This is a genomic window from Gammaproteobacteria bacterium, assembly GCA_019911805.1.
Lineage (GTDB): Bacteria > Pseudomonadota > Gammaproteobacteria > Thiohalobacterales > Thiohalobacteraceae > JAHJQQ01.
The window spans coordinates 1-22,757 of the sequence record JAIOJV010000017.1; the positions used below are offsets into that span (position 1 = coordinate 1).

Genomic DNA, 22,757 nt, shown 5'->3' on the forward strand with positions numbered 1-22,757 from the left:
CCGCCGCCGACGATCAGATATTTGCATGCCAGTTCCATATACGCTCCTTGAAGAATACTGCGGGCCGGACAGCGGGTGTGGACGTCATCGATGCGGGCCCGGACCATCGCGCGGAGCCCATCGATCAGAAAGAGCAATGATCGCCCGCCTACGTAGTTAGGTATAGACCAGGCCACGGCGCAAAAGCCATGAATACCATGGGCAGCACACTGGTTTCCTGCTGCACATGCGTTCGTCGGCGGGCGCCGGCGACCGGCCGGGGACACCCACCGGCCATCACCCGAACGTCAGCCTGATATCGATTGTGGCGAGATTCTTCCGCTCCTGCAGCAGATCGGCGCGGGTCAACGGGCGGGCGTCGAGCCAGCCGGCGGGGAACTTCAGCTTCAGTTCGTTGCCGGCGACCTTCGCCCGGAGTTCGGGGACGGGTCCATCGGCACGGTCGCGGCGCAACAGGACCGCCAGACGCAGCAACATCGTGAGCCGCCGCGTCGGCTCCTGCAGCGGCTTGGGCAGTGCCGCGATCTCCTCGCGTGGGAACTTGCCGCGGTGACCACGCACCAGTACCGCGAGTAACGCCTGGTCGCGCATGGAGAAACCCGCCAGGTCGGAATGCTGCACCAGGTAGGCACCGTGCTTGTGGTATTGGCTGTGGGCGATGACCAGCCCGAGCTCGTGCAGGCCGGCCGCCCAATGCAGCCAGGTGCGCTGCATGGGATGCCCCAGACCCCAGCCGTGCGCCAGCTGCTCCAGCAGCCTGAGTGCCACCGCCTCGACCCGTGCGGCATGCTGGGCATCGATCTGATAGCGGCTTATCAGCGCCTGCACCGCGGCCTCGCGCACGTCGGCGTGCTGGATGCGGCCAAGCAGGTCGTAGAGCAGTCCCTCGCGCAACGCCCCCTGTGCGATCAGCATGCGGTCCAGATCGAGCGCCGCGAACACGGCGCCGAGGATGGCGACGCCGCCGGCCAGCACCGGACGCCGCTCGTCCGACAGCCCCTTGAGCCTGAGCTTGTCGACGTGGCCGGCATCGAGCATGGCCTTGCGCAGCTTGCGCAGACCGGCGGCACTGATGCCCTGATCGCTCCAGCCCTGTTCGATGAGGATCTCGCGGATCGTGCGGACCGTACCGGAGGCGCCGACAACACTGCCCCAGCCCAGGCGACGGAAGCGTTGCTGGATGGGTTCGAGCTCCAGCGCGGCGAGCAGCTCGGCCTCCTCGAAGCTGCCCTTGCTGACCCTGCCCCCGCGGAAGCAGCGTTCACTCAGCGTGACACAGCCCATGTGCAGACTGTCCAGACGCAACGGCCGGAAGCCCTCGCCGATGATGAGTTCGGTGCTGCCACCACCGATGTCCACCACCAGCCGCCGACCCTCGTCCACGGCCAGGCTGTGGGCCACGCCGAGGTAGATCAGGCGCGCCTCCTCGACGCCGGCGATGATCTCGATGGGATGACCCAGGGCCTGCTGGGCCGCCTCGATGAAGTCCGGGTCGCGCGCCTGGCGCAGGGTGTTGGTGCCGACCACGCGCACACTGTCCGGACCGAGTTCACGCAGCCGCTGGCCGAAGCGCTGCAGGCATTCGATGGCCCGCCGGCGCACCTCGGAACTGAGGCGCAGACCACGCCCCAGCCCGGCCGCCAGGCGCACCGGATCACGCAGCCGGTCGACGATCCGCAGCTGCCCATCCTGCAGGCGCGCAACGATCAGGTGAAAGCTGTTGGAACCGAGGTCGACTGCCGCGATGGGCGCGGGCGCGGTGGTGTCTGGCGCAGTCAATGGACCCACCCTGTTACGAGCTTGTGGGCATGTGGACAGGCCCCGCTCTGTGAGCTACGACACGAATCGGCGATGCCGGGCCGGTACTATACCAGTCGCAGGTACGGTGAACCACGGACGCTGGACACAGCGGCCGCCCGATCCGCTTGCACCGATCCTGGCATTATATTTGCTTTCGACATTCTGCCGTCTGATTTCCGGCATAAGGGAACGCCTTGGGAGGAATCGATATGACGATGGAACACCGTTGGAGTGAGCGAAAACCGATCGAATTGGATGTCGCGCTGTTCTACGCGCCGGTCGGGGTCATCACCGGCAAGACTCGCGACGTCAGTCTGGAAGGCATGTACGTCCAGACCGAAGGCGTGCAACTGCCGCTGCATGCCGAACTCGAGATCTCGTTCGTTACAGAGACGAGCAACGGCGCACGCCGCGAGCACCACCTGCCCGCCTGCGTCGTGCACGGCGACGGCGTCGGCGTCGGCCTCATGCTGCGGCACATGAGCTACGGCGATTTCTACGCCCTGCGCCATATGCTGACGGCCACACCGGCCTCGCTACAGCACGCGGTCACAACACAGTAATAAATAACGGCCAGGGCGCGCGTGGCCGCCGCAATGATCGCAAGCGGCTGCCACACCCGCTAGGAACCTGTCGGACTTGGGGCTGATCTACTGCGCCAGTGGGATAGCAGTCCATTTTCCCGGTCCTGCTCGTCAAATAGCTACGGCTATGCTCCTCGAAGGATCGAAAAAAATGACCTCGCTCTCCCACCCGGCTCGCTACGATCGCCCAAGTCCAACAGGCTCCTAGAAGTCCAGCTGCGCACGCATCAGGAAGATCCCGGGATCATCGTTGCCGGCGTTGTCGTCGGTATCGACGCCGATGTAGTTGAACATCAGACGAGCGTTCGCATTCATGTAGTAGTTCACGCCCAGCGTCCAGTTATCCATCTCGCCGCCGGTGACCACGCCGTCGTTCAGGTTCAGGTTGCTGTAGCGCGCCGCGAGTTCCCAGGCACCAGATTTGGCAGTGGGCTTGACGCGGCCGAAGCGGCCCTTGCTGGCGTTGTAGGGACGGGACTCGCCGGTCAGGAACCAGCTGCCGAACACGTAGTAACCGTCGAAGTCGGTGTCCGGATTGCCGGCCTCGCGCAACACGCTGACCGCCAGGTATTCGGCCTGCAGCGAGAATGGACCCTGCACCAGGGCGGCCTCCAGGCCGTATTTGCTGATGTCGTCGACACCGCTCAGGCTGCCGGTGTCGATCAGACGGCCGCCATCGACGTTGGCCTCCGGGCGGGCACGGAAGCGCGCCGCATCGTCACCCAGCCGCGGGCTTTCCATGCTGGCCGCGACGCCCAGGTGCAGGGCACGGGTAGCGGACGCCCAGGGTGCGAAGGTCAGACGTCCACCGACGCCGAAGCCCTCGTCATCGACCGTGTCCTCGCCCACGTTGCGGCCGTAGACGCTGGCGGCGAAAGAATAGTTGTCGCCGCCGGTGTTGTAGCCCACGCCGATGCGGCGCGAGGTGGCGAGATTGTTGATCGAGGCGCGCTCGATGAAGGTGGTGTAGTTGGAACTGGTCAGCTCTTCCAGGCTCAGCGGCTGCTTGAACTGGCCGATGGTGATGCCCCAGGGCTTGTACTTTATGTAGAGATCCTTCGCGGCGACATCGTCCTCGGCGAAATCATACTGTGCCTTGAAGGCCCAGTCCCTGTAGATCGTGCCGCTCAAGAACAGGCGCGCGCGGCGGAACTTGGTGCCGTCCTCCAGATCGCTCCGGTCGTCGTCGTGGAAGGCGGCGTCCAGGTGGATGCGGCCGCCGGTGCGGAACATGAAGTTGCCGTCGTCGGTCTCGACCTTCAGGCCGCCCTTGGTGCTGACCTTGACATCGGCCTGCGCGGGCGCCAGGACGGTCGACAGCACGGCCGCCGCTGCGATGAGTTTCTTCTGCATGTGAAATCTCCGATCGTTGCTCTGTGGGATTCATGGATCGCCGCGCCTTTCCAGCGGCAGCGGGGCGCAGTCTAGGAAGCGCGCATGACAGCCGTGTGACGAACGCATGGCGATCGGATGACAGAGCAACAGGCGCCGCCTGTATGCGACATCGATGACGGGCGCACCACGAAAAACCCCCGCGTAAGCGGGGGTCTGGAATTACGGACGGGATCGGATCGAGGTCGCTTACTGCAGCTTTTTCAGCTCCGCCTCGACCACCTTGGCGGGCATCGGGATATAGCCATCCTTGACGACCACTTGCTGACCGGCCTTCGACAGCACCAACTTGAGAAACTCGTGCTCCAGCGGCGGCAGTGGCTGGTTCGGATGCTTGTTGACGTAGACGTACAGGAAACGTGACAACGGGTACTCACCCGTGATGGCCTTCTCCGCGGTCGCCTCGACGAAGGGGCTGCCGGTCTTCTTCGCCAGCGGCACGGCCTTCACGCCGGAGGTGACGTAGCCGATACCGGAGTAGCCGATGCTGTTGACGGTGGTCGACACCGACTGCACCACCGAGGCCGAGCCGGGCTGCTCGCTGACGTTGTTCCTGAAGTCACCCTTGCACAGCGCGTGATCCTTGAAGTAGCCATAGGTGCCGGACACCGAGTTGCGCCCGTACAGTTGCATGGAGCGGCCTCCCCAGCCGCCGGTCAGACCGACCTGACCCCAGCGTGTGATGTCCTCGGCCTCGCCGCACTTGCGGGTGGAGGAGAAGATCGCGTCGACCTGCGGAATGGTCAAACCCTCGATGGGGTTGTCCTTGTGCACGAACACCGCCAGGGCGTCGATGGCGACGCGGATCCGGGTCGGCTTGTAGCCGTATTTCTTCTCGAAGGACTCGATCTCCTTGTCCTTCATACTGCGGCTCATGGGGCCGATGTTGGACGTGCCTTCGGTCAGCGCAGGCGGTGCGGTGGAGGAGCCGGCGGCCTGGATCTGGATATTGACGTTCGGGTATGCACGCTTGAATTCCTCGGCCCACAGCGTCATCAGGTTGGCCAGGGTGTCGGAGCCGACGCTGGACAGGTTGCCGGAAACGCCGCTGGACCTGGTGTAATCCGCGATGCCGGGGTCGACCTTGGCGCCCTCGGCCAGGGCCGGGCTGCACGCCACGGCCAACAGGGCCGGCGCGATGGCGGATACGAGCTGAAGCTTGAATCGCATGGTGTATGTTCTCCTTTGTGTGTTTGAAACCTGTCGGGCGCCGCCCGCGCAGATCATGTAACCCGGCGCAGTATGTCGCGACCGGATGACAGATCCGTGAATCCGATATGACAGTGGTATGACAGCCGTCGGACGCTCAGCCGACGGTGGGCTGTGCCGGGTGGTGCACCCGCGCCACGGGGAAATCGCAGGTGAAGGTGCTGCCGGTGCCGGGCTGGCTGACGATGCGCAGCCGCCCGTCGTGGCGCAGCAACACGTGCTTGGCAATCGCCAGCCCCAGGCCGGTACCGCCACTGCCGCGCGAGCGGCCGACGTCCACACGATAGAAACGTTCCGTCAGCCGCGAAAGGTGTTGGGCGGCGATGCCGATGCCGGTGTCCGTGATCTCGAAGTGCGCACCGCCGGCGTCGCCGTACCAGCGCATACGGATGCTGCCACCGGCCGGCGTGTAGCGCACCGCATTGAAGGCCAGGTTGGAGAACAGGCTGCGCAGCTCCTGCTCACTGCCCAGCAGCCACAGCGACGGGTCCGCGTCCAGCGTGATCCGGTGTGCCTGCGCGCCACCCAGCTGGCGAGCATCCTCGACCAGCCGGGCGAGCAGGTCGGGCACGGCCACGGGGGCCTGCTGATCCAGCTGCGGCGTGGTCTCCAGCCGCGACAGCGTCAGCAGATCTTCGACGATACCCCGCATACGGTCGGACTGCTCGTGCATGACCTGCAGCGAGCGGTTCCAGCGGCGTGCCGCCGCGTCCTCCTGGTCGTCCCGTAGCGCCTCCAGATAGCCCGTGACCACGGTCAGCGGTGTGCGCAGCTCGTGCGACACGTTCGCGACGAAGTCGCGGCGCATGCGCTCGAGCTGCTGCAGACGGCTGATGTCGCGCACCACCAGCAGTCGCTGATTCTTGCCGTAGGCGACGATCTTCAGCGACAGGATGATGTGCGGGTCGCACGGCGAGGACATCTGGATGGGACCGTCGAAGCGGCCGCCGCGCAGATAGGCGACGAAATCCGGGTGGCGTAGGAGATTGGCGATGTGCTGGCCGACGTCGCGCGGGTAATTCAGGCCGAGTAGCGTGTGGGCGGCGGCGTTCCACCATTCGATATGCTCGCCCTCGAGCACTACGATGGCATCCGGCAACGCCGTGGTCGCCTGCTGGAAACGGCTGAGCATGTCGCCGAGCTTGCGTTTGCGTTTGCGATTACGCTGCTGCAGACGGTAGATGTGCTGGAAGATCTCCTCCCAGATGCCGTGCGCTTCCGGCGGATGGAAGCGCTTGCCGTGGCGCAGCCACTGCTCCAGCCGATAGACCTGACGCATATGCCAAGCGGCATAGGCGCCCAGGCCGGCCAGCAGCGCCACGGCGACATGACCCGACAGCCAGCCGACCAGCAGGCTGAGGAGGGCGATGGCGACGGTGCGCCAAGCCTCTTCGATCCAGGGATTGGACAAGGTTATTCCCGTGCAGAGAACCGATACCCGGCCCCCCGCACCGTCTGGATCAGGCAATCATGACCGTGCAGCGACAAGGCCTTGCGCAGCCGCCGGACATGGACATCGATGGTGCGCTCTTCGACGTACACATTACGTCCCCAGACACGGTCGAGCAACTGCGTGCGGCTGAACACGCGCTCCGGGTGGGTCATGAAAAAGTTGAGCAGCCGGAACTCCGTCGGCCCGAGATCCACCGGTTCTCCGGCGGCGGTCACCCGGTGACTGGCCGCGTCCAGTATCAGGCCTTCGCACTCGACCACGGCTTCGGCCTCGGTCTTGCCGGCGCGCCGTAGCACCGCCTTGATGCGCGCCACCAGTTCGCGTGGCGAGAACGGCTTGGTGACGTAGTCGTCCGCGCCGACCTCCAGGCCACGGACGCGATCCTCCTCCTCGCCGCGCGCCGTCAGCATGATGATGGGCAGGGCGGCGGTGAACTCCTCGCGCTTGAGGCGGCGGGCGAGATGGATACCGCTGAGATCGGGGAGCATCCAGTCGAGCAGCACCAGATCGGGCCGCCGATCGGCGATGACCACCTGCGCCTGGGCCGCGTCGGCCGCCTCCAGCCAGCGAAAGCCGGCGCGTTCCAGGGCGAAGCCGACCATCTCGCGGATGGCCGGCTCATCGTCCACGATCAGAATGGTTGTTTCAAACTGATGATCGGGCTGCATAATGGGCGGCATTAGAACGGATGAATATTACAGTAGCATGACAGGTCCGCAGGCCGTTTGCCGGCCAGCTGGTCGCGTCGGAACTGGTGGAGGAGTGAGGAGCAAACCCCAAACCCCTTATTTAGCCACGGAAGCACACGGAACAACACGGAAAAAAATCTATTGCTGGAAAACCGAGGCCATCGTGACCCCTCTGCAGAAGCTGGAGCCTGGCAGGGTGCATCGAGGCACCACGCACCGAAGGAACCCTTCAGGCCGGGCCTGAGGCATGGGCTTACCCGACAGGTAAAGTCCGTGATCTTCGCCTGGAGTTTTATATAATAACTTTTTCCGTGTTGTTCCGTGTGCTTCCGTGGCTAAATAAGGGGTTTATCTTTTGCTCCTCACGCCTCACTCTCCCTACACAACCCACGCAGCACCATGTCGGTAAAGCTGACGATGCCGATCACCGTGCCGTCCTCGATCACGGGCGCGCGTGACAGGTCGAAGCGCTCGAACAGGCGGGCGCAATAGCGGATGTCCATATCGGGGGCGACGGAGATCACGGGCTTGGTCATGATCTCGTAGACATTGACGCGCTCCGGGGCGCGGTCGCGGGCCAGCACCTGACAGGCGATGTCCGAGATCAGCAGCATGCCATATTCGTCATCGTCGTCGCGCCGCGTCACGATCAGCGCCTTGGTCTCGACATGCCGCATGGTGCGCAGGGCCTCGGCCACGGTGGTCATGCCGTCGACGAAGTCGAAGCGGGTCTTCATGACCTCGCGCACCCGGATGATTGGTTTACTGTCAGTCATAGCTTGTCCTCCACCACATCACTGAGTGAGCGTATCTGCTGGGTCACACCCACGGCATCCTCTATGTCGATCTGGAAGGCGATGCCGGTACCGGGTTTGCTGTCGAACTCGCCCACGGCGGCGATGGTTTCCAGGATCGACCGGCTGAGATGCCTTTCGACCAGCAACAGCAGCACATCACGCTGGGTCTCCAGGGACAGCCCGAAGAATGTCTTGATCTCTTTCGATCCCTCGCCGCGCGCCTGGTTGATCACGGTGGCGCCGGTGGCGCCGGCCTGTCGCGCCGCCTTGAGTACGGCATTGGTCTTGCTGTCTTCGATAAGGGTGATCAGCAGTTTGAAATGCATATCTCATTCTCCTCTGGCTTTCGATTCACGCTGCGCGCGTCTGGCAAACCAGGCGCTCAGCTGCGCATAGCCCATCACGGACATCATCGGAAACAGGCAGACGAAGGCCACCAGCCCGAACCCATCCAGCAAGGGGCTGCGTCCCGGTAACGCGCCCGCCAGCCCGATCCCCAACGCGGTCACCAGCGGGACCGTGATGATGGAGGTCGTGACACCCCCGGAATCATAGGCGACCGGGATGATGCTGCGCGGCGCCAGCTGGGTCTGCACCAGTAATAACAGGTAGGCGGGGATCAGAAAATGATGCAGGGGAATGCCGAGAACCAGTTTCACCGTACCGAGCAGCAGCCCCAACGCCACCCCGATTGCCACAGCCAAACGCAGCCCCCATTGACTGATGGTGCCACCGGACACCTCGGCCACCTTGGCCGCAACCGCGATCACTGCCGGCTCGGCGATGCTGCTGGCAAATCCCAAGGCCGCAGCGAACAGATACACCCAGTAATAGTCGCGCCAATCGAGGCCGGCGGCGATTGCCGTGTGCGGGCCGACGAAGGCCGCATCGGTGAGCTGGATGGCCATCATGGCGCCCAAAGGGAACAGCGACAGCTCCAATCCCTCCAGCAGAATCACCAGTCCCACGGTGATATAGAGCAGCCCCAGCAAGGCACGGCGCGGGTTCGGCAACGGCCGACGGATGGCGACGAACTGGAAGAACAGTACGACCGCGACGATCGGCAGGATCGCCAGCAGCGCCGTGGTCAGTACCCGCATCCCGGTGACGAGGAATTCCATCAGCTCAGCACCCCGTACACCATGACGAAAATCATCGGCATCACCGTGGACAGGGCGACCAGCCCAAAACCATCCACCAGCGGATTGCGTCCCTCGATCGAGGAGGCCAGTCCCACGCCGAGCGCGGCAACCAGCGGCACGGTGATGACGGAGTTGGAAACCGGACCGGAATCGTAGGCGATCCCCATGATCTCGCGGGGTGTGAACGGCGACAGCAGGATCACGATACCGTACGCGACCGATAGCAGCACATGCATGGGCCAGGCGAAGATGATCCGCAGCACACCGATCATCAGCGCAATGCCGACGGCGAGGCAGATGATGAACCGCAGCCCCAGGGCATAGGCCTGACGAGCATCCTCCATGACCAGCCCGCCCTCGACCGCGGCATCGGCGGCCTTATCGGCAACGGCAATCAAGGCCGGCTCGGCGGCCGATGCCCCGAAGCCCAGTGCGAAGGCGAACAGCAGCAGCCACGTAACACTGCCCTTGCGGGCGAAGGCATAGGCCAGACTCTCGCCGATCGGGAACAGCCCCAGTTCCAGCCCGCGCACCAACAGCGCCAGACCGATCACCACGAGCAGCATGCCCAGCAGCAGGTTGCCGAGATCCGGGATCGGCTGACGCAGCACGACGAGCTGAAAACCGCCAACGACCAGAAAGATCGGCAGCAGATCACGCACACTGCCGCGCAGCGCGAGTAGAAGGGCTGTGAATTGTCGGTTCAAGGCCGTCCCTCCGCACCGGGGGCGCGCGCATGACCTGAACGGTACCGGTCCGGTATGCTCTGTCTGCGCATGCTATGGATCGCGTCGTCAGTTGGATCAGTGTTCGACGCACTGCTCCCCGCAGGACAATGCATCACCATGACGAAGAATACTACCCGGCCCGAGCCCCCCGCGTGGCACGCCCTGCCCGGCAAGGACTGTCTGCAGCGCCTGGGCAGCAGCGAAGGCGGCCTCGCGACAGAAACCGCCGCACACCGTCTGCGCGCGCACGGCCCCAACTGCCTGCCGCCACCGACGCGGCGCAGCGCGCTCATGCGCTTTCTGCTGCAATTCCACAACACCCTCATCTACGTCCTGCTCGCCGCCGGCGCCATCACCGCGCTGCTCGGCCACTGGATCGACAGCGGTGTGATCTTCGGTGTGGTGATCATCAATGCCATCGTCGGTTTCATCCAGGAGGGCAAGGCGGAGCAGGCCATGGATGCGATCCACCATATGCTCTCGCTGCATGCGGCCGTGCTGCGCGACGGCCACCTGCGGGAGATCCCCGCCGAGGAACTGGTGCCGGGCGATGTCGTCCAGCTCGCCGCCGGTGACAAGGTGCCCGCCGATCTGCGCCTGCTGCACGTGCGCGAACTGCAGATCGAGGAGGCGGCGCTGACCGGCGAGTCGGTGCCGGTGGAGAAAGGTATCCATGCGGTCGCCGCCGACGCCCTGCTCGGCGATCGCACGGGCATGGCCTACTCGGGCACGCTGATCACCGCCGGCCGCGGGCTGGGCCTCGTGGTCGCCACCGGTGGCGACACCGAGATCGGCCGCATCAGCGCCCTGCTGGCCCAGGTGGAGGCACTGACCACGCCGCTGCTGCGCCAGATCGCCGGCCTCGGCCGGGCCTTGACCGCCATCATCCTGCTGCTCGCCGGGCTGACCTTCGCCTGGGGCGTCTGGGTACAGGGTCAGGCGCTGTCCGACATGTTTCTCGCCGCGGTCGCGCTGGCGGTGGCGGCGATCCCCGAGGGCCTGCCCGCGGTCATCACCATCACGCTCGCCATCGGCGTGCAGCGCATGGCCGCGCGCAACGTCATCATCCGCCGCCTGCCCGCGGTGGAGACGCTCGGCTCGGTGAGCGTGATCTGTTCGGACAAGACCGGCACGCTCACCCGCAACGAAATGGTGGTCCGGACGGTGGTCACCCATGCCGGCCCCATCGGCATCAGCGGCACCGGCTATGCACCGCACGGCCTGTTCAGCCGCAGCGACAGCGCATTCGACCCGCAGGACGACCCCGTGCTCATGGAAACCCTGCGCGCGGCGCTGCTGTGCAACGATGCCGTACTGGAGGGACAGGACGGCGAATGGCACGCCTACGGCAACCCGATGGAGGCGGCGTTGATCACCGCCGCGCGCAAGGGCGGACTGGAACCCGATCGTGAGCAGGGAAAACGCCCGCGCATCGATGCCGTGCCCTTCGATGCGCATCACCGCTTCATGGCGACACTGCATCACGATCACACCGGCCACGTCTGCGTCTATCTGAAGGGCGCACCGGAAAGCGTGCTGGACATGTGCAGCCACCAGCGCGCCGTGGGCGGGGATCGGCCACTCGATCCGGACTGGTGGCAAACCCAGGCCGAGGCCCTGGCCGCACGCGGCCGGCGCGTACTGGCACTGGCGTTCCGTCGCATGCCTGGTGATCAGCACAGCCTGCAGATCCAGGACGTCGCTGGCGGACTGACCCTCCTCGGCCTGGTCGGGCTGGTCGACCCGCCGCGCGCGGAGGCGATCCGTGCCGTGGCGAACTGTCGCTCCGCCGGTATCGGGGTGAAGATGATCACCGGCGACCATGCCGTGACCGCCGCGGCCATCGGCCGGGAACTCGGCATCGGCGACGGCGCCACGGCGCTCACCGGCCACGACATCGAGGCACTGGACGATACCGCTCTGCGCGCGGTGGTAGGCGCTACCGAGGTGTTCGCGCGGGCCAGCCCCGAACACAAGCTGCGGCTGGTGCAGGCCCTGCAGGCCAACGGCGCGGTCACGGCCATGACCGGTGACGGCGTCAACGACGCCCCCGCGCTGAAGCGTGCCGACATCGGTGTGGCCATGGGCGTGAAGGGTACCGAGGCGGCCAAAGAGGCGGCCGAGATGGTGCTCACCGATGACAACTTCGCCTCCATCGTCGCGGGCGTCGAAGAGGGTCGCACCGTCTACGACAATATCCGCAAGGCGATCCTCTTCATCCTGCCGACCAATGGTGCGGAGGCGCTGGTGGTGGTGATCGCGGTGCTGCTCGGCCAGGTACTGCCCATGACGCCGGTGCAGATCCTCTGGGTGAACATGGTCACGGCGGTGACGCTGGCGCTGGCCCTGGCCTTCGAGCCGGCCGAGCCCGGGTTGATGGGCCGCCCGCCACGGCACTCCGATGAGGCGCTGTTGTCGGGTTTCCTGCTGTGGCGCATCGTGCTGGTCTCGCTGCTGCTGGTCGGCATGAGCTACGGGACCTTCCTGTGGGTTCTGCAGCAAGGTGCCACCCTGGAGGTCGCGCGCACTGCCACGGTGAACGCCCTGATCGGGGGCGAGATCGTGTATCTGTTCAACAGCCGCTATCTGCGCGCCTCCAGCCTCAACCTGACCGCACTGCTCGGCAACCGCTACGTACTGCTGGCCGTGGTACTGGTCAGTGCGATCCAGGTGCTGTTCACCTACACCGGCTTCATGCAGACGCTGTTTCGTACGGCGCCGCTGCCGCTGGACCTGTGGATTCCGATCTGGGTCATGGCGCTGTGCGTGTTTCTGCTGGTCGAGGCCGAAAAGACCTGGCTGCGGCGGCGTGAACGACCCGTCCGCTAGGGCGTTACGCCGGTGTGTATAATCGCCGCATGCCCACACCACCGGAACAGCGACCCGACAGACGCCTCGGCCGCGGCATGAGTATCGCCGCCTGGGTCGCCGGCCTGGGGCTGCTCACACTGCTGTTCAGCAACCTCCTGGAACGCGAACGCAATCCCAACCAGCGGGTGCTGAGCCGCGTGGCCGGTGACGGCGTGGAGGTGGTGCTGCAACGCAACCGCTACGGCCACTATGTCGCGACCGGGCGCATCAACGGCGAACCGGTCGAATTCCTGGTCGATACAGGCGCGAGCGACGTCTCGGTGCCGGGTCGGCTCGCCGCGCAACTGGGGCTCGTGCGCGGTGCGCCACTGACCTACCAGACCGCCAACGGCACCGTGACCGGCTACCGCACGCGCATCGACCGCCTGGCACTCGGTGAACTGGTCCTGCGGGACGTGCCGGCCAGCATCAACCCGGCCTATCGCGAAAACGACGTCCTGCTCGGCATGAGCGTGCTCAAGCGGCTGGAATTCACCCAACGGGGGGATACGCTGATCCTGCGGCCGCTGCGCAACGCCGCGGAAGGCCCGTAATGGCGACCCCTGGAAGGCTGCCCGGCGACAGACTGCGGGCCACAACCGAAGCCTGCGCCACACCCCGGACAGCGTCATGGACCAGATCCTGAACTGGCTTACCGAACAGAGTGGTGCCTTGTCCGGCATGCTGTGGGGCAGCCCCATCACCCTGGCCGCGCTGCTCGGCACCGGCTTGTATCTGACCCTGCGCCTGGGCTTCGTCCAACTGCGCGGCTTCCGCCACGCGACCCAGTTGCTGAGCGGCAAGTACACCGATCCGCGCCACGTCGGCGAGGTCTCGCACTTCCAGGCGCTGTCCACGGCCCTGTCGGCGACGGTCGGCACCGGCAACATCGCCGGCGTGGCCACGGCCATCTCGCTGGGCGGGCCGGGGGCCCTGTTCTGGATGTGGGTGACGGCCTTTCTCGGCATGGCCACCAAGTTCGCCGAATCCACCCTCGCGCTCCGCTTCCGTGAGGTCAGCCCCACCGGCGAGATCGCCGGTGGGCCGATGTACACCCTGCTGCACGGTCTGCAGATGAAGCGCCTGGCGGTCCTGTTCGCCGCCTTCGCGCTGATCGCCTCGTTCGGCATCGGCAACATGGTGCAGGCCAATTCGGTGGTCGACGGGCTCGGCTATCTGTGGCCCGAGGCACGCGGGTTCGGCTGGGCCATCGGCCTGCTCCTGGCCACACTGGTCGGCCTGGTGATCCTCGGTGGCGTCCGCCGCATCGCGCGCGTGGCCGCCGTGCTGGTGCCCTTCATGGCGCTGTTCTACATCGTCGCCGCGCTGTTGGTGCTCATCAACCATGCGGCCGCCATCCCCGCCGCCATCACCACCATCGTCGACGGCGCCCTGAACGTGCCGGCGGTCGGCGCCGCCGCGGTCGGCGAGGCCATCCGCTGGGGCGTGGCGCGCGGCCTGTTCTCCAACGAGGCCGGCCTCGGCTCCTCACCCATGGCGCATGCCGCGGGTCGCACCAACGAACCCGTGCGCGAGGGCCTGGTCGCGATGCTGGAGCCGTTCATCGATACCCTGGTGATCTGCAGCATGACCGGCCTGGTGATCATCGTGACCGGGAGCTACATCGACCGCCCCGAGGCGCTGGTCGGCGCGGCGCTCACCGCGCATGCCTTCGGCACCACGCTGGGCACCGCCGGTGCCGGGGTGGTCGGCGTCGGCCTGACGCTGTTCGCCTTCTCCACGATCATCTCCTGGTCGTATTACGGCGATCGCTCGGCGCGTTTCCTGTTCGGCGAGGGCGCGGTCCTGCCCTATCGGGTCGTATACGCGCTGCTGGTGGTATTCGGCGCCGCCGTGCCGCTGCAACTGGTATGGAATTTCGCCGACATTGCCAATATCCTGATGGCCCTCCCCAACCTGATCGCCCTGCTGCTGCTCGCCGGGCTGGTGAAGAGAATGCGCGACACGTATTTTTCGCAGCCGCATGTGCCGATACGGTGACGGCATTTCATTTATCTATTTTTTGAACCGCCAAGACACCAAGAAAATCTGGGGGAACCGTTAAGAACGCCAAGACGCCAAGAGAAATTATTGTAAAAACATATTTGCTTTATACATGAATCATCCTTGGCGTCTTGGCGTTCTTGGCGGTTCGAATACTTGGTGTCTTGGCGCCTTGGCGGTTCACACAACCAACGGAGACATGATATGAACGAACACATCATCGCCGGCGGGGGGATCCCGCCCGACGCGACGCAGATCTTCGCTATCGAACTGCAGGAGATCTCCGCGTAATGCGCCTCGAGACGATCGAGCAGCAGATCCAGGCCACGGTGCGGCGGGTGCTTGCCGAGGACATCGGCAGCGGCGACGTCACCGCCGCGCTGATCCCTGCGGATGCGCACGCCAGGGCGCGGGTTGTCTGCCGCGAGGCGGCGGTACTGTGTGGCCGCGCCTGGTTCGATGCGGTGTTCGCCGAACTCGATGCGCGCATCCAGGTGCAGTGGGACCTGTGCGACGGCCAACGCGCGCAGCCGAATCAGGTGCTGTGCACACTCAGTGGTCCGGCACGCGCCCTGCTCAGCGGCGAGCGCGCCGCGCTGAATCTGCTGCAGACCCTGTCCGGCACGGCCACCCGTGCCGCCCGCTACGCCGCTGCGGCCGAGGGTCTGCCGGTACGCATACTGGATACACGCAAGACCCTGCCCGGCCTGCGCTTGGAACAGAAGTACGCCGTACGCACCGGCGGCTGCCACAACCACCGCATCGGTCTGTACGATGGCATCCTCATCAAGGAGAACCACATCGCCGCCACCGGCTCCATCGGTGCCGCCGTCACTGCGGCGCGCGCGCTCGGCACGCATCTGCCAGTGGAGGTCGAGGTGGAGAACCTCGAAGAGCTGCGCGAGGGTATCGAGGCCGGGGCGGATATCGTGCTGCTCGACAACTTCACCCTCGACCTCCTGCGCAAAGCGGTAGCGCTCAACGCCGGCCGCACCAAACTGGAGGCCTCCGGCGGCGTGACCCTGGAGACCATCCGCGCCATCGCCGAAACCGGTGTCGACTACATCTCCACCGGCGCACTCACCAAAGACCTGGTGTCTGTCGATCTGTCGATGCGCTTCGTCTGAGTCGCGCCGGGTACGTCGCTACGCCCATCGATCCGCCCACGCGAGCAAGCCTTCGGGCGCGCGGATGCACTCTCCGCGGCACCGTGCTATAGTCCGCCGCCCTTCAGCCGCAGTCGCACCGATGTCACGTATTTCCGCTACAGCCCCCCCACCGCCATAGACGTAGCTGTTTTTCCGCGGGCCCCCGCTCGCGTCAACCCCAACGATCCCCAAAGTGCCGCAAGCCGCATGCTGGCGGGCTGTGTTGCAACTGTTGTCTCCAGGTTCCGAAATGTTCCATACGTTCAATAAAGATTGGCTGGGCAATGTCCGCGGCGACGTGCTGGCCGGGCTGGTCGTGGCACTGGCCCTGATCCCCGAGGCGATCGCCTTTTCCGTCATCGCTGGTGTCGACCCCAAGGTGGGGCTGTATGCCTCGTTCTGCATCGCGGTGGTTACTGCCTTCCTCGGCGGACGGCCGGGCATGATCTCGGCCGCTACCGGTGCCATGGCGCTGCTGATGATCACCCTCGTCAAGGACCATGGCCTGCAGTATCTGCTGGCGGCCACCCTGCTGACCGGTGTACTGCAGATCGGTGCGGGATTTCTGCAGCTGGGCTCGCTGATGCGTTTCGTCTCACGCTCGGTGGTGACCGGGTTCGTCAATGCCCTCGCGATTCTGATTTTTCTCGCACAGCTGCCGGAGCTGACCAACGTCACCTGGCATGTCTATGCCATGACGGCCGGCGGCCTGGCGATCATCTATTTGTTTCCATACCTCACCCGGGCGATACCCTCGCCGCTGGTAACCATTCTGGTACTGACCGGCATCGCCATGGCACTCGAACTGGACATCCGTACCGTCGGCGATATGGGCGAGCTGCCGGATACCCTGCCGGTATTCCTCTGGCCCGCGGTGCCGTGGAATCTCGAGACCCTGACGATCATCTTCCCCTATTCGGTCTCGTTGGCAATCGTCGGCCTGCTGGAGTCGCTGATGACCGCCACCATCATCGATGACCTCACCGATACCCCGAGCGATAAGAATCGCGAATGCAAGGGCCAGGGCATGGCCAACATCACCGCGGGCCTGTTCGGCGGCATGGCGGGCTGCGCCATGATCGGCCAATCGGTGATCAACGTGAAGTCCGGCGGCCGCACCCGGCTGTCGACCCTGTGCGCTGGCACGTTCCTGCTGCTGATGGTTGTGTTCCTGGGTGAGTGGGTGGCACAAATCCCGATGGCCGCACTGGTCGCCGTGATGATCATGGTGTCCATCGGCACCTTCAGCTGGGAATCGCTGCGTAACCTGAAGAAGCATCCACCGAGTTCCAGTATTGTCATGGCGACCACGGTCGCGGTGGTCGTCGCCACACACAATCTTGCGTACGGTGTCTTCGTCGGCGTGCTGCTGGCGGCGCTGTTCTTCGCCAATAAAGTCGGCCAGTACCGGTATGCCACCTCGGAACTCCACGCCGACGGCACCACCCGTACCTATCGTGTGGTCGGCCAGGTGTTCTTCGCCTCGGCGGCCGAGTTCATCGAGGTCTTCGACTTCAAGGAGGCCATCGACACCGTCGTGATCGATCTGTGCCAGGCGCATTTCTGGGACATCACCGCGGTCAGCGCCCTGGACAAGGTGGTCCTCAAGTTCCGTCGTGAGGGCACTGCAGTGAAGATCGTCGGTCTCAACGAGGCCAGCGCCACCATCGTTGACCGCTTCGCCGTGCACGACAAGCCCGATGCCGTCGCCAGACTGATGAGCCACTGAGGAAAACGATCGCATGACCAAGGTATTGGCGTGTATCGACGGGACGGATGTCTCACCGGCGGTGTGCGACTACGCTGCCTGGGCCAGCCTGCGTATGACCGCGCCGCTGTTGCTCCTGCACGTGCTGGACAAGTCCGAGTACCCGATCCAGAGCAATCTGAGTGGGAACATCGGTCTGGGCAGTCGCGAGGCGTTGCTGGAGGAACTCGCCGCACTCGACGAAAAACGCAGCCGGCTGGCGCTGGAACAGGGCCGCGAATTGCTGGCGGCGGCGCGCGCGCGTGCCGTCGCCGCCGGTGTCACCGATCCCGCCACGCTGCAGCGCCACGGCAGCCTGGTCGAAACCCTGGTGGAGATGGAGGACGGCGCCCGCCTGGTGGTACTCGGCAAGCACGACGAGCACCTCGGCGAACACGTTGGCAGCCGCCTGGAGAGTGTGGTGCGCACCCTGCACCGCCCGATCCTGGTCACCACCCCCGAGTACCACCGACCGCGCCGGGTGATGCTCGCCTTCGACGCCAGCGCGACCACGCGCAAGGGTATTGAAATGGTCGCGGCCAGCCCGTTGTTCCGCGGCCTGCCCTGCCATGTGGTGATGGTCGGCGCGGACAGTGCCGAGCACCGCACGCAGCTGGATTGGGCCCGCGACACGCTCACCGCGGCCGGCTTCGATGCACCGGCGGCGCTGCGCGCAGGCGAAGTCGAGCGTGTGCTGTGCGACTACCGCCGCGAACAGGACATCGATCTGCTGATCATGGGCGCCTACGGCCACTCCGTGATCCGCCGCTTTCTGGTCGGCAGTACGACGACCAGCGTGATCCGCGATGCGACAGTGCCGGTACTGCTGCTGCGCTGATCGCAGGCGATCGGGCCACCGGGTCGGGCGGTATTCAGCCGCCCGGGCCGAGCAGTGAGTGCTGGCCCGACGCACCGCGTAGTTCGCGCAGGTCGGCGCCGCTCGGGTGCTGGAAGACGCGTAGACCGAACTCGGGCAGGATCGCGATCAGGTGGTCGAAGATGTCCGACTGGATACCCTCGTAGCGCACCCAGGCCACTGTGTTGGTGAAGCAGTAGATCTCCAGCGGCAGCCCATCCGCCGTAGGACTGAGCTGACGGACCATCAGCGTCAGTGACTGGTGGATCCCGGGATGACTGCGCAGATAACGCACCACGTAGGCGCGAAAGCAGCCGATGTTGGTCAACCGGCGCGTGTTCACGGCCTCCTCGCCGGCCTGCGCCAGACCCTCGTTCCACGCATCGATCTCACTCTTCTTTTCCTGCAGGTAATCGTCCAGGAGCCGGAAGCGATGCAGGTGTTCGCGCTCCTCATCGCTGAGGAAATGTACGCTCTGCTGATCCAGGTAGATGCTGCGCTTGATACGCCGCCCACCGCTCTCCGCCATGCCCCGCCAGTTCTTGAACGAATCGCTGATCAGGCGTTTGGTGGGGATGGTGGTGATAGTCTTGTCCCAGTTCTGCACCTTCACTGTGTGCAACGCGATATCGATGACGTCGCCATCGGCGTTGAGCTGCGGCATCTCGATCCAGTCACCGACGCGGACGATGTCACCGGAGGATATCTGGACACTCGCCACCAGGGACAGCAGGGTATCCTGAAAGACCAGCATCAGTACCGCCGCCATGGCACCGAGACCGGAGAGCAGGATCAAGGGGGAACGATCGATCAGGGTGGCGATGATCAGCAGGGTGGCGATCGCATACACGAAGATCTTGACCACCTGTACATAGCCCTTGATCGAGCGCGAACTGGCGTCGGGCCGGCGCTGGTAGACAAAGTTGACGATGTCCAGGGCGGCACTCAGCGCCAGGGCCATGGTCAGCACGATGAAGCCACTGCTGACATTGCGCACGACGCTCACGGCCGTCTCCGGGAGCCCCGGAACGGCATTTATGCCCAGGGATATCACCAGTGCGGGGACGATATTGGACAGGCGCTTGATGATCCCGAATTCCTGAAATACCGGATCGGCCACCCGCGAGGCGATACGATGCAGACCGCGCACCAGGATACGTTTGACGACCCAGTTGGACAGCCAGGCGAAGGTGACCAGCAGCAGACCGGCGTACAGTGTGTGCAGATAGGGATTGGCGCCCAGCGCAACGATCCATGCGACGGCGTTATCGTACATATTCAACTCCTGCTTTCATTCCAATTCCCTCCACGCATCCCGCCTGTGTGCGGGTACGGGAACTGCGCCTGCGGTTGAGCAGTCGGCAGTGCATGAACCGCTGCGGGCCAGGCAGCGGTTTCGGCATCCATGTACCTGCGGAAAACCTGGATGACCAACGAAGGTACTACCGCAGTTGATCAGGTGATCTTCAGCACCTCACCCGGTCGCGGACGGCTGACCTGTACGCCGCGCCCCTGCAAGGTCTCACCGAGGCTGCGCATGGCGTCCTCCTCGCCATGCACCAGCGCGACGGGCGGATGTCCGTCGAAGCCCGCATACCAGTCCATGAGTCCATGCTGATCGGCGTGCGCCGACAGACCGCCCACGGTATGGATCTTCGCGCCCACGCGGATGGTCTCGCCCCACAGTCGCACATGGCGGGCACCATCGACCAGGGCGCGCCCCAGCGTACCGCGCGCCTGGAAGCCCACCATGATCACGTGACAGTCGCTGCGCCACAGATTGTGCTTGAGGTGGTGTTTGATACGCCCGCCGGTGCACATGCCGCTGCCAGCGATGATCAGGGCACCGGAGCGGATCTTGTTGATGGCCATGGACTGGTTGGACGTACGGCTGAGATGCAGGTTGGGCGGACGGAAAGGATCACCATCCTCACGGCGCACCTGAGTGGCCTCCTGGTCATACAGCCGCCAGTGCCTGGCGTAGACCTCAGTCGCCTCGATCGCCATGGGGCTGTCGACGAACAGCTGCCAGCCCTCCAGCCCCCAGTCGTGGTAGTGCTGTTTGAGGACATACAGCAACAACTGCGCGCGCCCGATCGCGAAGGATGGGACCAGGATGTTGCCGCGCGCCGCGCGCGCCTCGCGCACTACACCGTGGAGTTCCTCCCAGGTGCTGTCCCAGCTGCGGTGTTGGCGTTCGCCGTAGGTGCTCTCCATGACCACCAGATCAGCGCGCCGCACACGCACGGGATCACGCAGGATCGGTGCGCCGCTGTGGCCGAGGTCACCACTGAACACCAGGATGCGCTCACCCCGGTCGTCCTGCACCCGCAGCTCGACGATGGCGGAGCCGAGGATATGGCCGGCATCGTACAGGCGCAGCCACACGCCCGGGGCGATGAGCCGTTCGACATCGTAGTCCATGGCACGAAAGTAGCGCATGGTCGCCTGTGCGTCGGCGACGGTGTACAGGGCCTCGACCCGCTGCAACCCCTTGCGCTCGCGCTTGCGGTTCTCCCACTCGGCATCCTTCTCCTGCAGATGACCGGCATCCTTGAGCATGATGCGGCACAGATCACGGCTCGCCCGCTGGGTGTAGATAGGCTGGCGATAGCCGCTTTTGATCAGCAGCGGCAGGCGGCCCGAATGGTCGAGATGGGCGTGGGTGAGCACCACCGCGTCGATGTCCTCGACGGCGAAGGGGAAGGGCTCCCGGTTGCGCGCCTCGTCGGCCGGGCGGCCCTGAATCAGGCCGCAGTCGATCAGGACCTTCGCCCGGCCGGTCTCCAGCAGAAAGCACGAGCCCGTAACCTCGCGCGCGGCGCCCAGAAAGCGTAATTGCATTACCCTGTTCTCCTTTCATTCCAACCGCCACACCCGTCCCGGAAGCAGACGGGAAAACACGGGCCAGATCGTATGCTGCACACCACCGCCCGATGCACCCGCCAAGTACCGGGCCGGATGTCTGGATGCGGCTTCAGTTCCGTGTCTTCCGTGTGCTTCCGTGGCCAGAATCGGGTTTTCAGTCTCGCTGGCTGGGTTCCGACGATACTGTGGCCGGCGGCCCCTGGCAAAGACTGCACGTGTCCGTACCGCGCGACCGGCCGGCGCTTGACCGCGGCCGTCAACATCGCCATGCTGACAGCGGCACGCCCGCACCACGCCTGCGATGCCGTCACCGACAGATGATTGCTTCACGCCCATGACCGACGACGACGACCATAGCCGGCAGCACAAACGCATCCAGGACATCCTGCTGCTACCGCCGCTGCCCGCCGTTGCCTGCCGGCTGCTGGATCTGATCGCCAACGACCAATGCGACATCGGCGAACTGTCCACCCTGATCGAACAGGACCCGGGCCTTGCCGCACGCATCGTCGGCATCGCTAATTCGGCCTATTTCGCCCGTCCGACCGAGATCAGCTCGGTCGCGGACGCCATCGTGCGGGTGCTCGGGCTGAATCTGGTGCGCGGCATCGCCGTCGGTATCGCCCTCAGCAAACCCTTCGATGTAAGCGCCTGCCCGGAGTTCCAGCTGGAGCGCTACTGGTATCGCGCCATCCAGACGGCGAATCTATGCGGCCGTCTCGCGCCGCGCGCACGCCTGCCCGAGGAGCTGCGACGCAGCCTGTTCCTGTGCGGCCTGTTGCACAATCTGGGGCAACTCGTCCTGGTACACGCCTTCCCCGACCGCATGGGGCGCGTGTTCCGCGACTGGGCGGCCGCGCCGGAACGGGGTCTGCTCTCCCTGGAGAACGAGCAGCTGGCCATGACCGAGATCGAGGCCGGCACCATCCTCGCGCGCCGCTGGCAGCTCCCCGCCGCGGTGACAGATGTCATCGAATTCCGCCACGAACCCTGGCGCGCCGGCGCCGCGGCACCGCTGGTGGAACTCGTCACCTGGTGTGCGCGCTTTGCCGCGGCACTGTATGATGATCCCGACGCGCAGCCCGCCCCGACCGACACGGCCGACGGCACCTCCCCCGGGTGGGACGCGGCCGACATCGACAAGGCCGTCGCCCAGATCCGCGCACAGGATGAGCAGACACGGGCCTTCGCCAGGACGCTCGCCAATACGCACTGAGGCAACCGACCTACCATGAATGTCGCCCCGTTCACCGCCGCCTATGAAGAACTGAACCAGCGCTTCATCAAGCTGGTAAACGACCTGTCGGCGCTGCGCAGCCTCTCCGGGCTCAGCCTGCACAGCAGCAGCCAGGACGAGCTGCTGCGCGACGCCATGCGCGTCCTCATGGAGCACAACGAGTTCGAGTGCTGCTCCCTGTTCCTGCTCGACGGCGACACCCTGAGCTGTGCCGGTGGGCTGGACTGGCCGGACCTGCTGCACCGCGACCCGC

The 22,757-nt window shown here is 65.2% G+C and carries 20 protein-coding genes; 9 read left to right on the plus strand and 11 right to left on the minus strand.

The genetic code is table 11. The features are described 5' to 3' along the window. Nucleotides 1–276: 276 nt before the first annotated feature. Nucleotides 277–1,779 carry a Ppx/GppA family phosphatase gene (locus tag K8I04_01255; GenBank protein MBZ0070350.1) on the minus strand — a complete coding sequence of 501 codons (1,503 nt, stop codon included), beginning with the start codon at nt 1,777–1,779 and terminating at the stop codon, nt 277–279. Nucleotides 1,780–2,009: 230 nt separating this feature from the next. Between K8I04_01255 and K8I04_01260 the strand changes: the two genes are divergently transcribed. Further along, nucleotides 2,010–2,363, plus strand: a complete 354-nt coding sequence (locus tag K8I04_01260) for a PilZ domain-containing protein (protein MBZ0070351.1) — start codon at nt 2,010–2,012, stop codon at nt 2,361–2,363. A gap of 225 nt (nt 2,364–2,588) precedes the next feature. Here K8I04_01260 and K8I04_01265 read toward each other — a convergent pair whose 3' ends face one another. From K8I04_01265 to K8I04_01300, 8 genes are all read right to left on the minus strand, one after another. Continuing rightward, complete coding sequence (locus tag K8I04_01265; protein MBZ0070352.1) at nt 2,589–3,737, minus strand: OprO/OprP family phosphate-selective porin; 1,149 nt, start codon at nt 3,735–3,737, stop codon at nt 2,589–2,591. A 228-nt stretch (nt 3,738–3,965) separates the two neighbouring features. Beyond that, nucleotides 3,966–4,946 carry a phosphate ABC transporter substrate-binding protein PstS family protein gene (locus tag K8I04_01270; GenBank protein MBZ0070353.1) on the minus strand — a complete coding sequence of 327 codons (981 nt, stop codon included), beginning with the start codon at nt 4,944–4,946 and terminating at the stop codon, nt 3,966–3,968. 136 nt (nt 4,947–5,082) lie between these two features. Further along, nucleotides 5,083–6,396 (minus strand): phosphate regulon sensor histidine kinase PhoR, encoded by a 1,314-nt coding sequence (gene phoR / locus K8I04_01275; GenBank protein MBZ0070354.1) that lies wholly within the window; start codon nt 6,394–6,396, stop codon nt 5,083–5,085. A gap of 2 nt (nt 6,397–6,398) precedes the next feature. After that, a complete protein-coding gene (phoB, locus tag K8I04_01280) occupies nt 6,399–7,106 on the minus strand; it encodes a phosphate regulon transcriptional regulator PhoB (protein ID MBZ0070355.1) in 708 nt (235 codons plus the stop codon). 383 nt (nt 7,107–7,489) lie between these two features. After that, nucleotides 7,490–7,903 carry a CBS domain-containing protein gene (locus tag K8I04_01285; protein MBZ0070356.1) on the minus strand — a complete coding sequence of 138 codons (414 nt, stop codon included), beginning with the start codon at nt 7,901–7,903 and terminating at the stop codon, nt 7,490–7,492. After that, nucleotides 7,900–8,250, minus strand: coding sequence for a P-II family nitrogen regulator (locus tag K8I04_01290; protein MBZ0070357.1), 351 nt, complete (start codon nt 8,248–8,250; stop codon nt 7,900–7,902). Before K8I04_01290 ends, K8I04_01285 begins: the two co-directional genes overlap by 4 nt. Nucleotides 8,251–8,253: 3 nt before the next feature. Then, nucleotides 8,254–9,045: a DUF1538 domain-containing protein gene (locus K8I04_01295; protein ID MBZ0070358.1), complete on the minus strand. Its 792-nt coding sequence runs from the start codon at nt 9,043–9,045 to the stop codon at nt 8,254–8,256. Next, nucleotides 9,045–9,773: a DUF1538 domain-containing protein gene (locus K8I04_01300; protein ID MBZ0070359.1), complete on the minus strand. Its 729-nt coding sequence runs from the start codon at nt 9,771–9,773 to the stop codon at nt 9,045–9,047. Before K8I04_01300 ends, K8I04_01295 begins: the two co-directional genes overlap by 1 nt. Before the next feature lie 138 nt (nt 9,774–9,911). Here K8I04_01300 and K8I04_01305 point away from each other — a divergent pair, with 138 nt between their 5' ends. From K8I04_01305 to K8I04_01330, 6 genes are all read left to right on the plus strand, one after another. Beyond that, a complete protein-coding gene (locus K8I04_01305) occupies nt 9,912–12,623 on the plus strand; it encodes a cation-transporting P-type ATPase (GenBank protein MBZ0070360.1) in 2,712 nt (903 codons plus the stop codon). A gap of 29 nt (nt 12,624–12,652) precedes the next feature. Beyond that, nucleotides 12,653–13,198 carry a TIGR02281 family clan AA aspartic protease gene (locus K8I04_01310; GenBank protein ID MBZ0070361.1) on the plus strand — a complete coding sequence of 182 codons (546 nt, stop codon included), beginning with the start codon at nt 12,653–12,655 and terminating at the stop codon, nt 13,196–13,198. Nucleotides 13,199–13,283: 85 nt separating this feature from the next. Then, entirely contained in the window at nt 13,284–14,645 is a 1,362-nt protein-coding gene (locus K8I04_01315; GenBank protein MBZ0070362.1) for an alanine:cation symporter family protein, read from the plus strand. A 293-nt stretch (nt 14,646–14,938) separates the two neighbouring features. Further along, nucleotides 14,939–15,775, plus strand: a complete 837-nt coding sequence (gene nadC, locus K8I04_01320; GenBank protein ID MBZ0070363.1) for a carboxylating nicotinate-nucleotide diphosphorylase — start codon at nt 14,939–14,941, stop codon at nt 15,773–15,775. Nucleotides 15,776–16,046: 271 nt separating this feature from the next. Beyond that, nucleotides 16,047–17,525, plus strand: coding sequence for a SulP family inorganic anion transporter (locus K8I04_01325; protein MBZ0070364.1), 1,479 nt, complete (start codon nt 16,047–16,049; stop codon nt 17,523–17,525). Between the two features lie 13 nt (nt 17,526–17,538). Further along, complete coding sequence (locus K8I04_01330) at nt 17,539–18,381, plus strand: universal stress protein (GenBank protein ID MBZ0070365.1); 843 nt, start codon at nt 17,539–17,541, stop codon at nt 18,379–18,381. Nucleotides 18,382–18,415: 34 nt separating this feature from the next. On the opposite strand, the gene K8I04_01335 is transcribed toward K8I04_01330, so the two are convergent. Both K8I04_01335 and K8I04_01340 read right to left on the minus strand, forming a co-directional pair. Further along, nucleotides 18,416–19,675: a mechanosensitive ion channel family protein gene (locus K8I04_01335; GenBank protein MBZ0070366.1), complete on the minus strand. Its 1,260-nt coding sequence runs from the start codon at nt 19,673–19,675 to the stop codon at nt 18,416–18,418. Nucleotides 19,676–19,854: 179 nt separating this feature from the next. Continuing rightward, nucleotides 19,855–21,243, minus strand: a complete 1,389-nt coding sequence (locus K8I04_01340; protein MBZ0070367.1) for an MBL fold metallo-hydrolase — start codon at nt 21,241–21,243, stop codon at nt 19,855–19,857. 358 nt (nt 21,244–21,601) lie between these two features. On the opposite strand from K8I04_01340, the gene K8I04_01345 reads away from it, so the two are divergent. Beyond that, complete coding sequence (locus K8I04_01345) at nt 21,602–22,483, plus strand: HDOD domain-containing protein (protein ID MBZ0070368.1); 882 nt, start codon at nt 21,602–21,604, stop codon at nt 22,481–22,483. 15 nt (nt 22,484–22,498) lie between these two features. Continuing rightward, on the plus strand, nt 22,499–22,757 hold a 259-nt coding region (locus K8I04_01350; GenBank protein ID MBZ0070369.1), incomplete at its 3' end, for a GGDEF domain-containing protein.

Bases quoted from the DNA above. Each gene is read 5' to 3' on its own strand.
- K8I04_01260 (MBZ0070351.1), top strand. From the start codon at position 2,010: ATGACGATGGAACACCGTTGGAGTGAGCGAAAACCGATCGAATTGGAT.
- K8I04_01265 (MBZ0070352.1), bottom strand. From the start codon at position 3,737: ATGCAGAAGAAACTCATCGCAGCGGCGGCCGTGCTGTCGACCGTCCTG.
- K8I04_01270 (MBZ0070353.1), bottom strand. From the start codon at position 4,946: ATGCGATTCAAGCTTCAGCTCGTATCCGCCATCGCGCCGGCCCTGTTG.
- phoB (MBZ0070355.1), bottom strand. From the start codon at position 7,106: ATGCAGCCCGATCATCAGTTTGAAACAACCATTCTGATCGTGGACGAT.
- K8I04_01285 (MBZ0070356.1), bottom strand. From the start codon at position 7,903: ATGACTGACAGTAAACCAATCATCCGGGTGCGCGAGGTCATGAAGACC.
- K8I04_01290 (MBZ0070357.1), bottom strand. From the start codon at position 8,250: ATGCATTTCAAACTGCTGATCACCCTTATCGAAGACAGCAAGACCAAT.
- K8I04_01295 (MBZ0070358.1), bottom strand. From the start codon at position 9,045: ATGGAATTCCTCGTCACCGGGATGCGGGTACTGACCACGGCGCTGCTG.
- K8I04_01305 (MBZ0070360.1), top strand. From the start codon at position 9,912: ATGACGAAGAATACTACCCGGCCCGAGCCCCCCGCGTGGCACGCCCTG.
- K8I04_01310 (MBZ0070361.1), top strand. From the start codon at position 12,653: ATGCCCACACCACCGGAACAGCGACCCGACAGACGCCTCGGCCGCGGC.
- nadC (MBZ0070363.1), top strand. From the start codon at position 14,939: ATGCGCCTCGAGACGATCGAGCAGCAGATCCAGGCCACGGTGCGGCGG.
- K8I04_01325 (MBZ0070364.1), top strand. From the start codon at position 16,047: ATGTTCCATACGTTCAATAAAGATTGGCTGGGCAATGTCCGCGGCGAC.
- K8I04_01330 (MBZ0070365.1), top strand. From the start codon at position 17,539: ATGACCAAGGTATTGGCGTGTATCGACGGGACGGATGTCTCACCGGCG.
- K8I04_01335 (MBZ0070366.1), bottom strand. From the start codon at position 19,675: ATGTACGATAACGCCGTCGCATGGATCGTTGCGCTGGGCGCCAATCCC.
- K8I04_01340 (MBZ0070367.1), bottom strand. From the start codon at position 21,243: ATGCAATTACGCTTTCTGGGCGCCGCGCGCGAGGTTACGGGCTCGTGC.
- K8I04_01345 (MBZ0070368.1), top strand. From the start codon at position 21,602: ATGACCGACGACGACGACCATAGCCGGCAGCACAAACGCATCCAGGAC.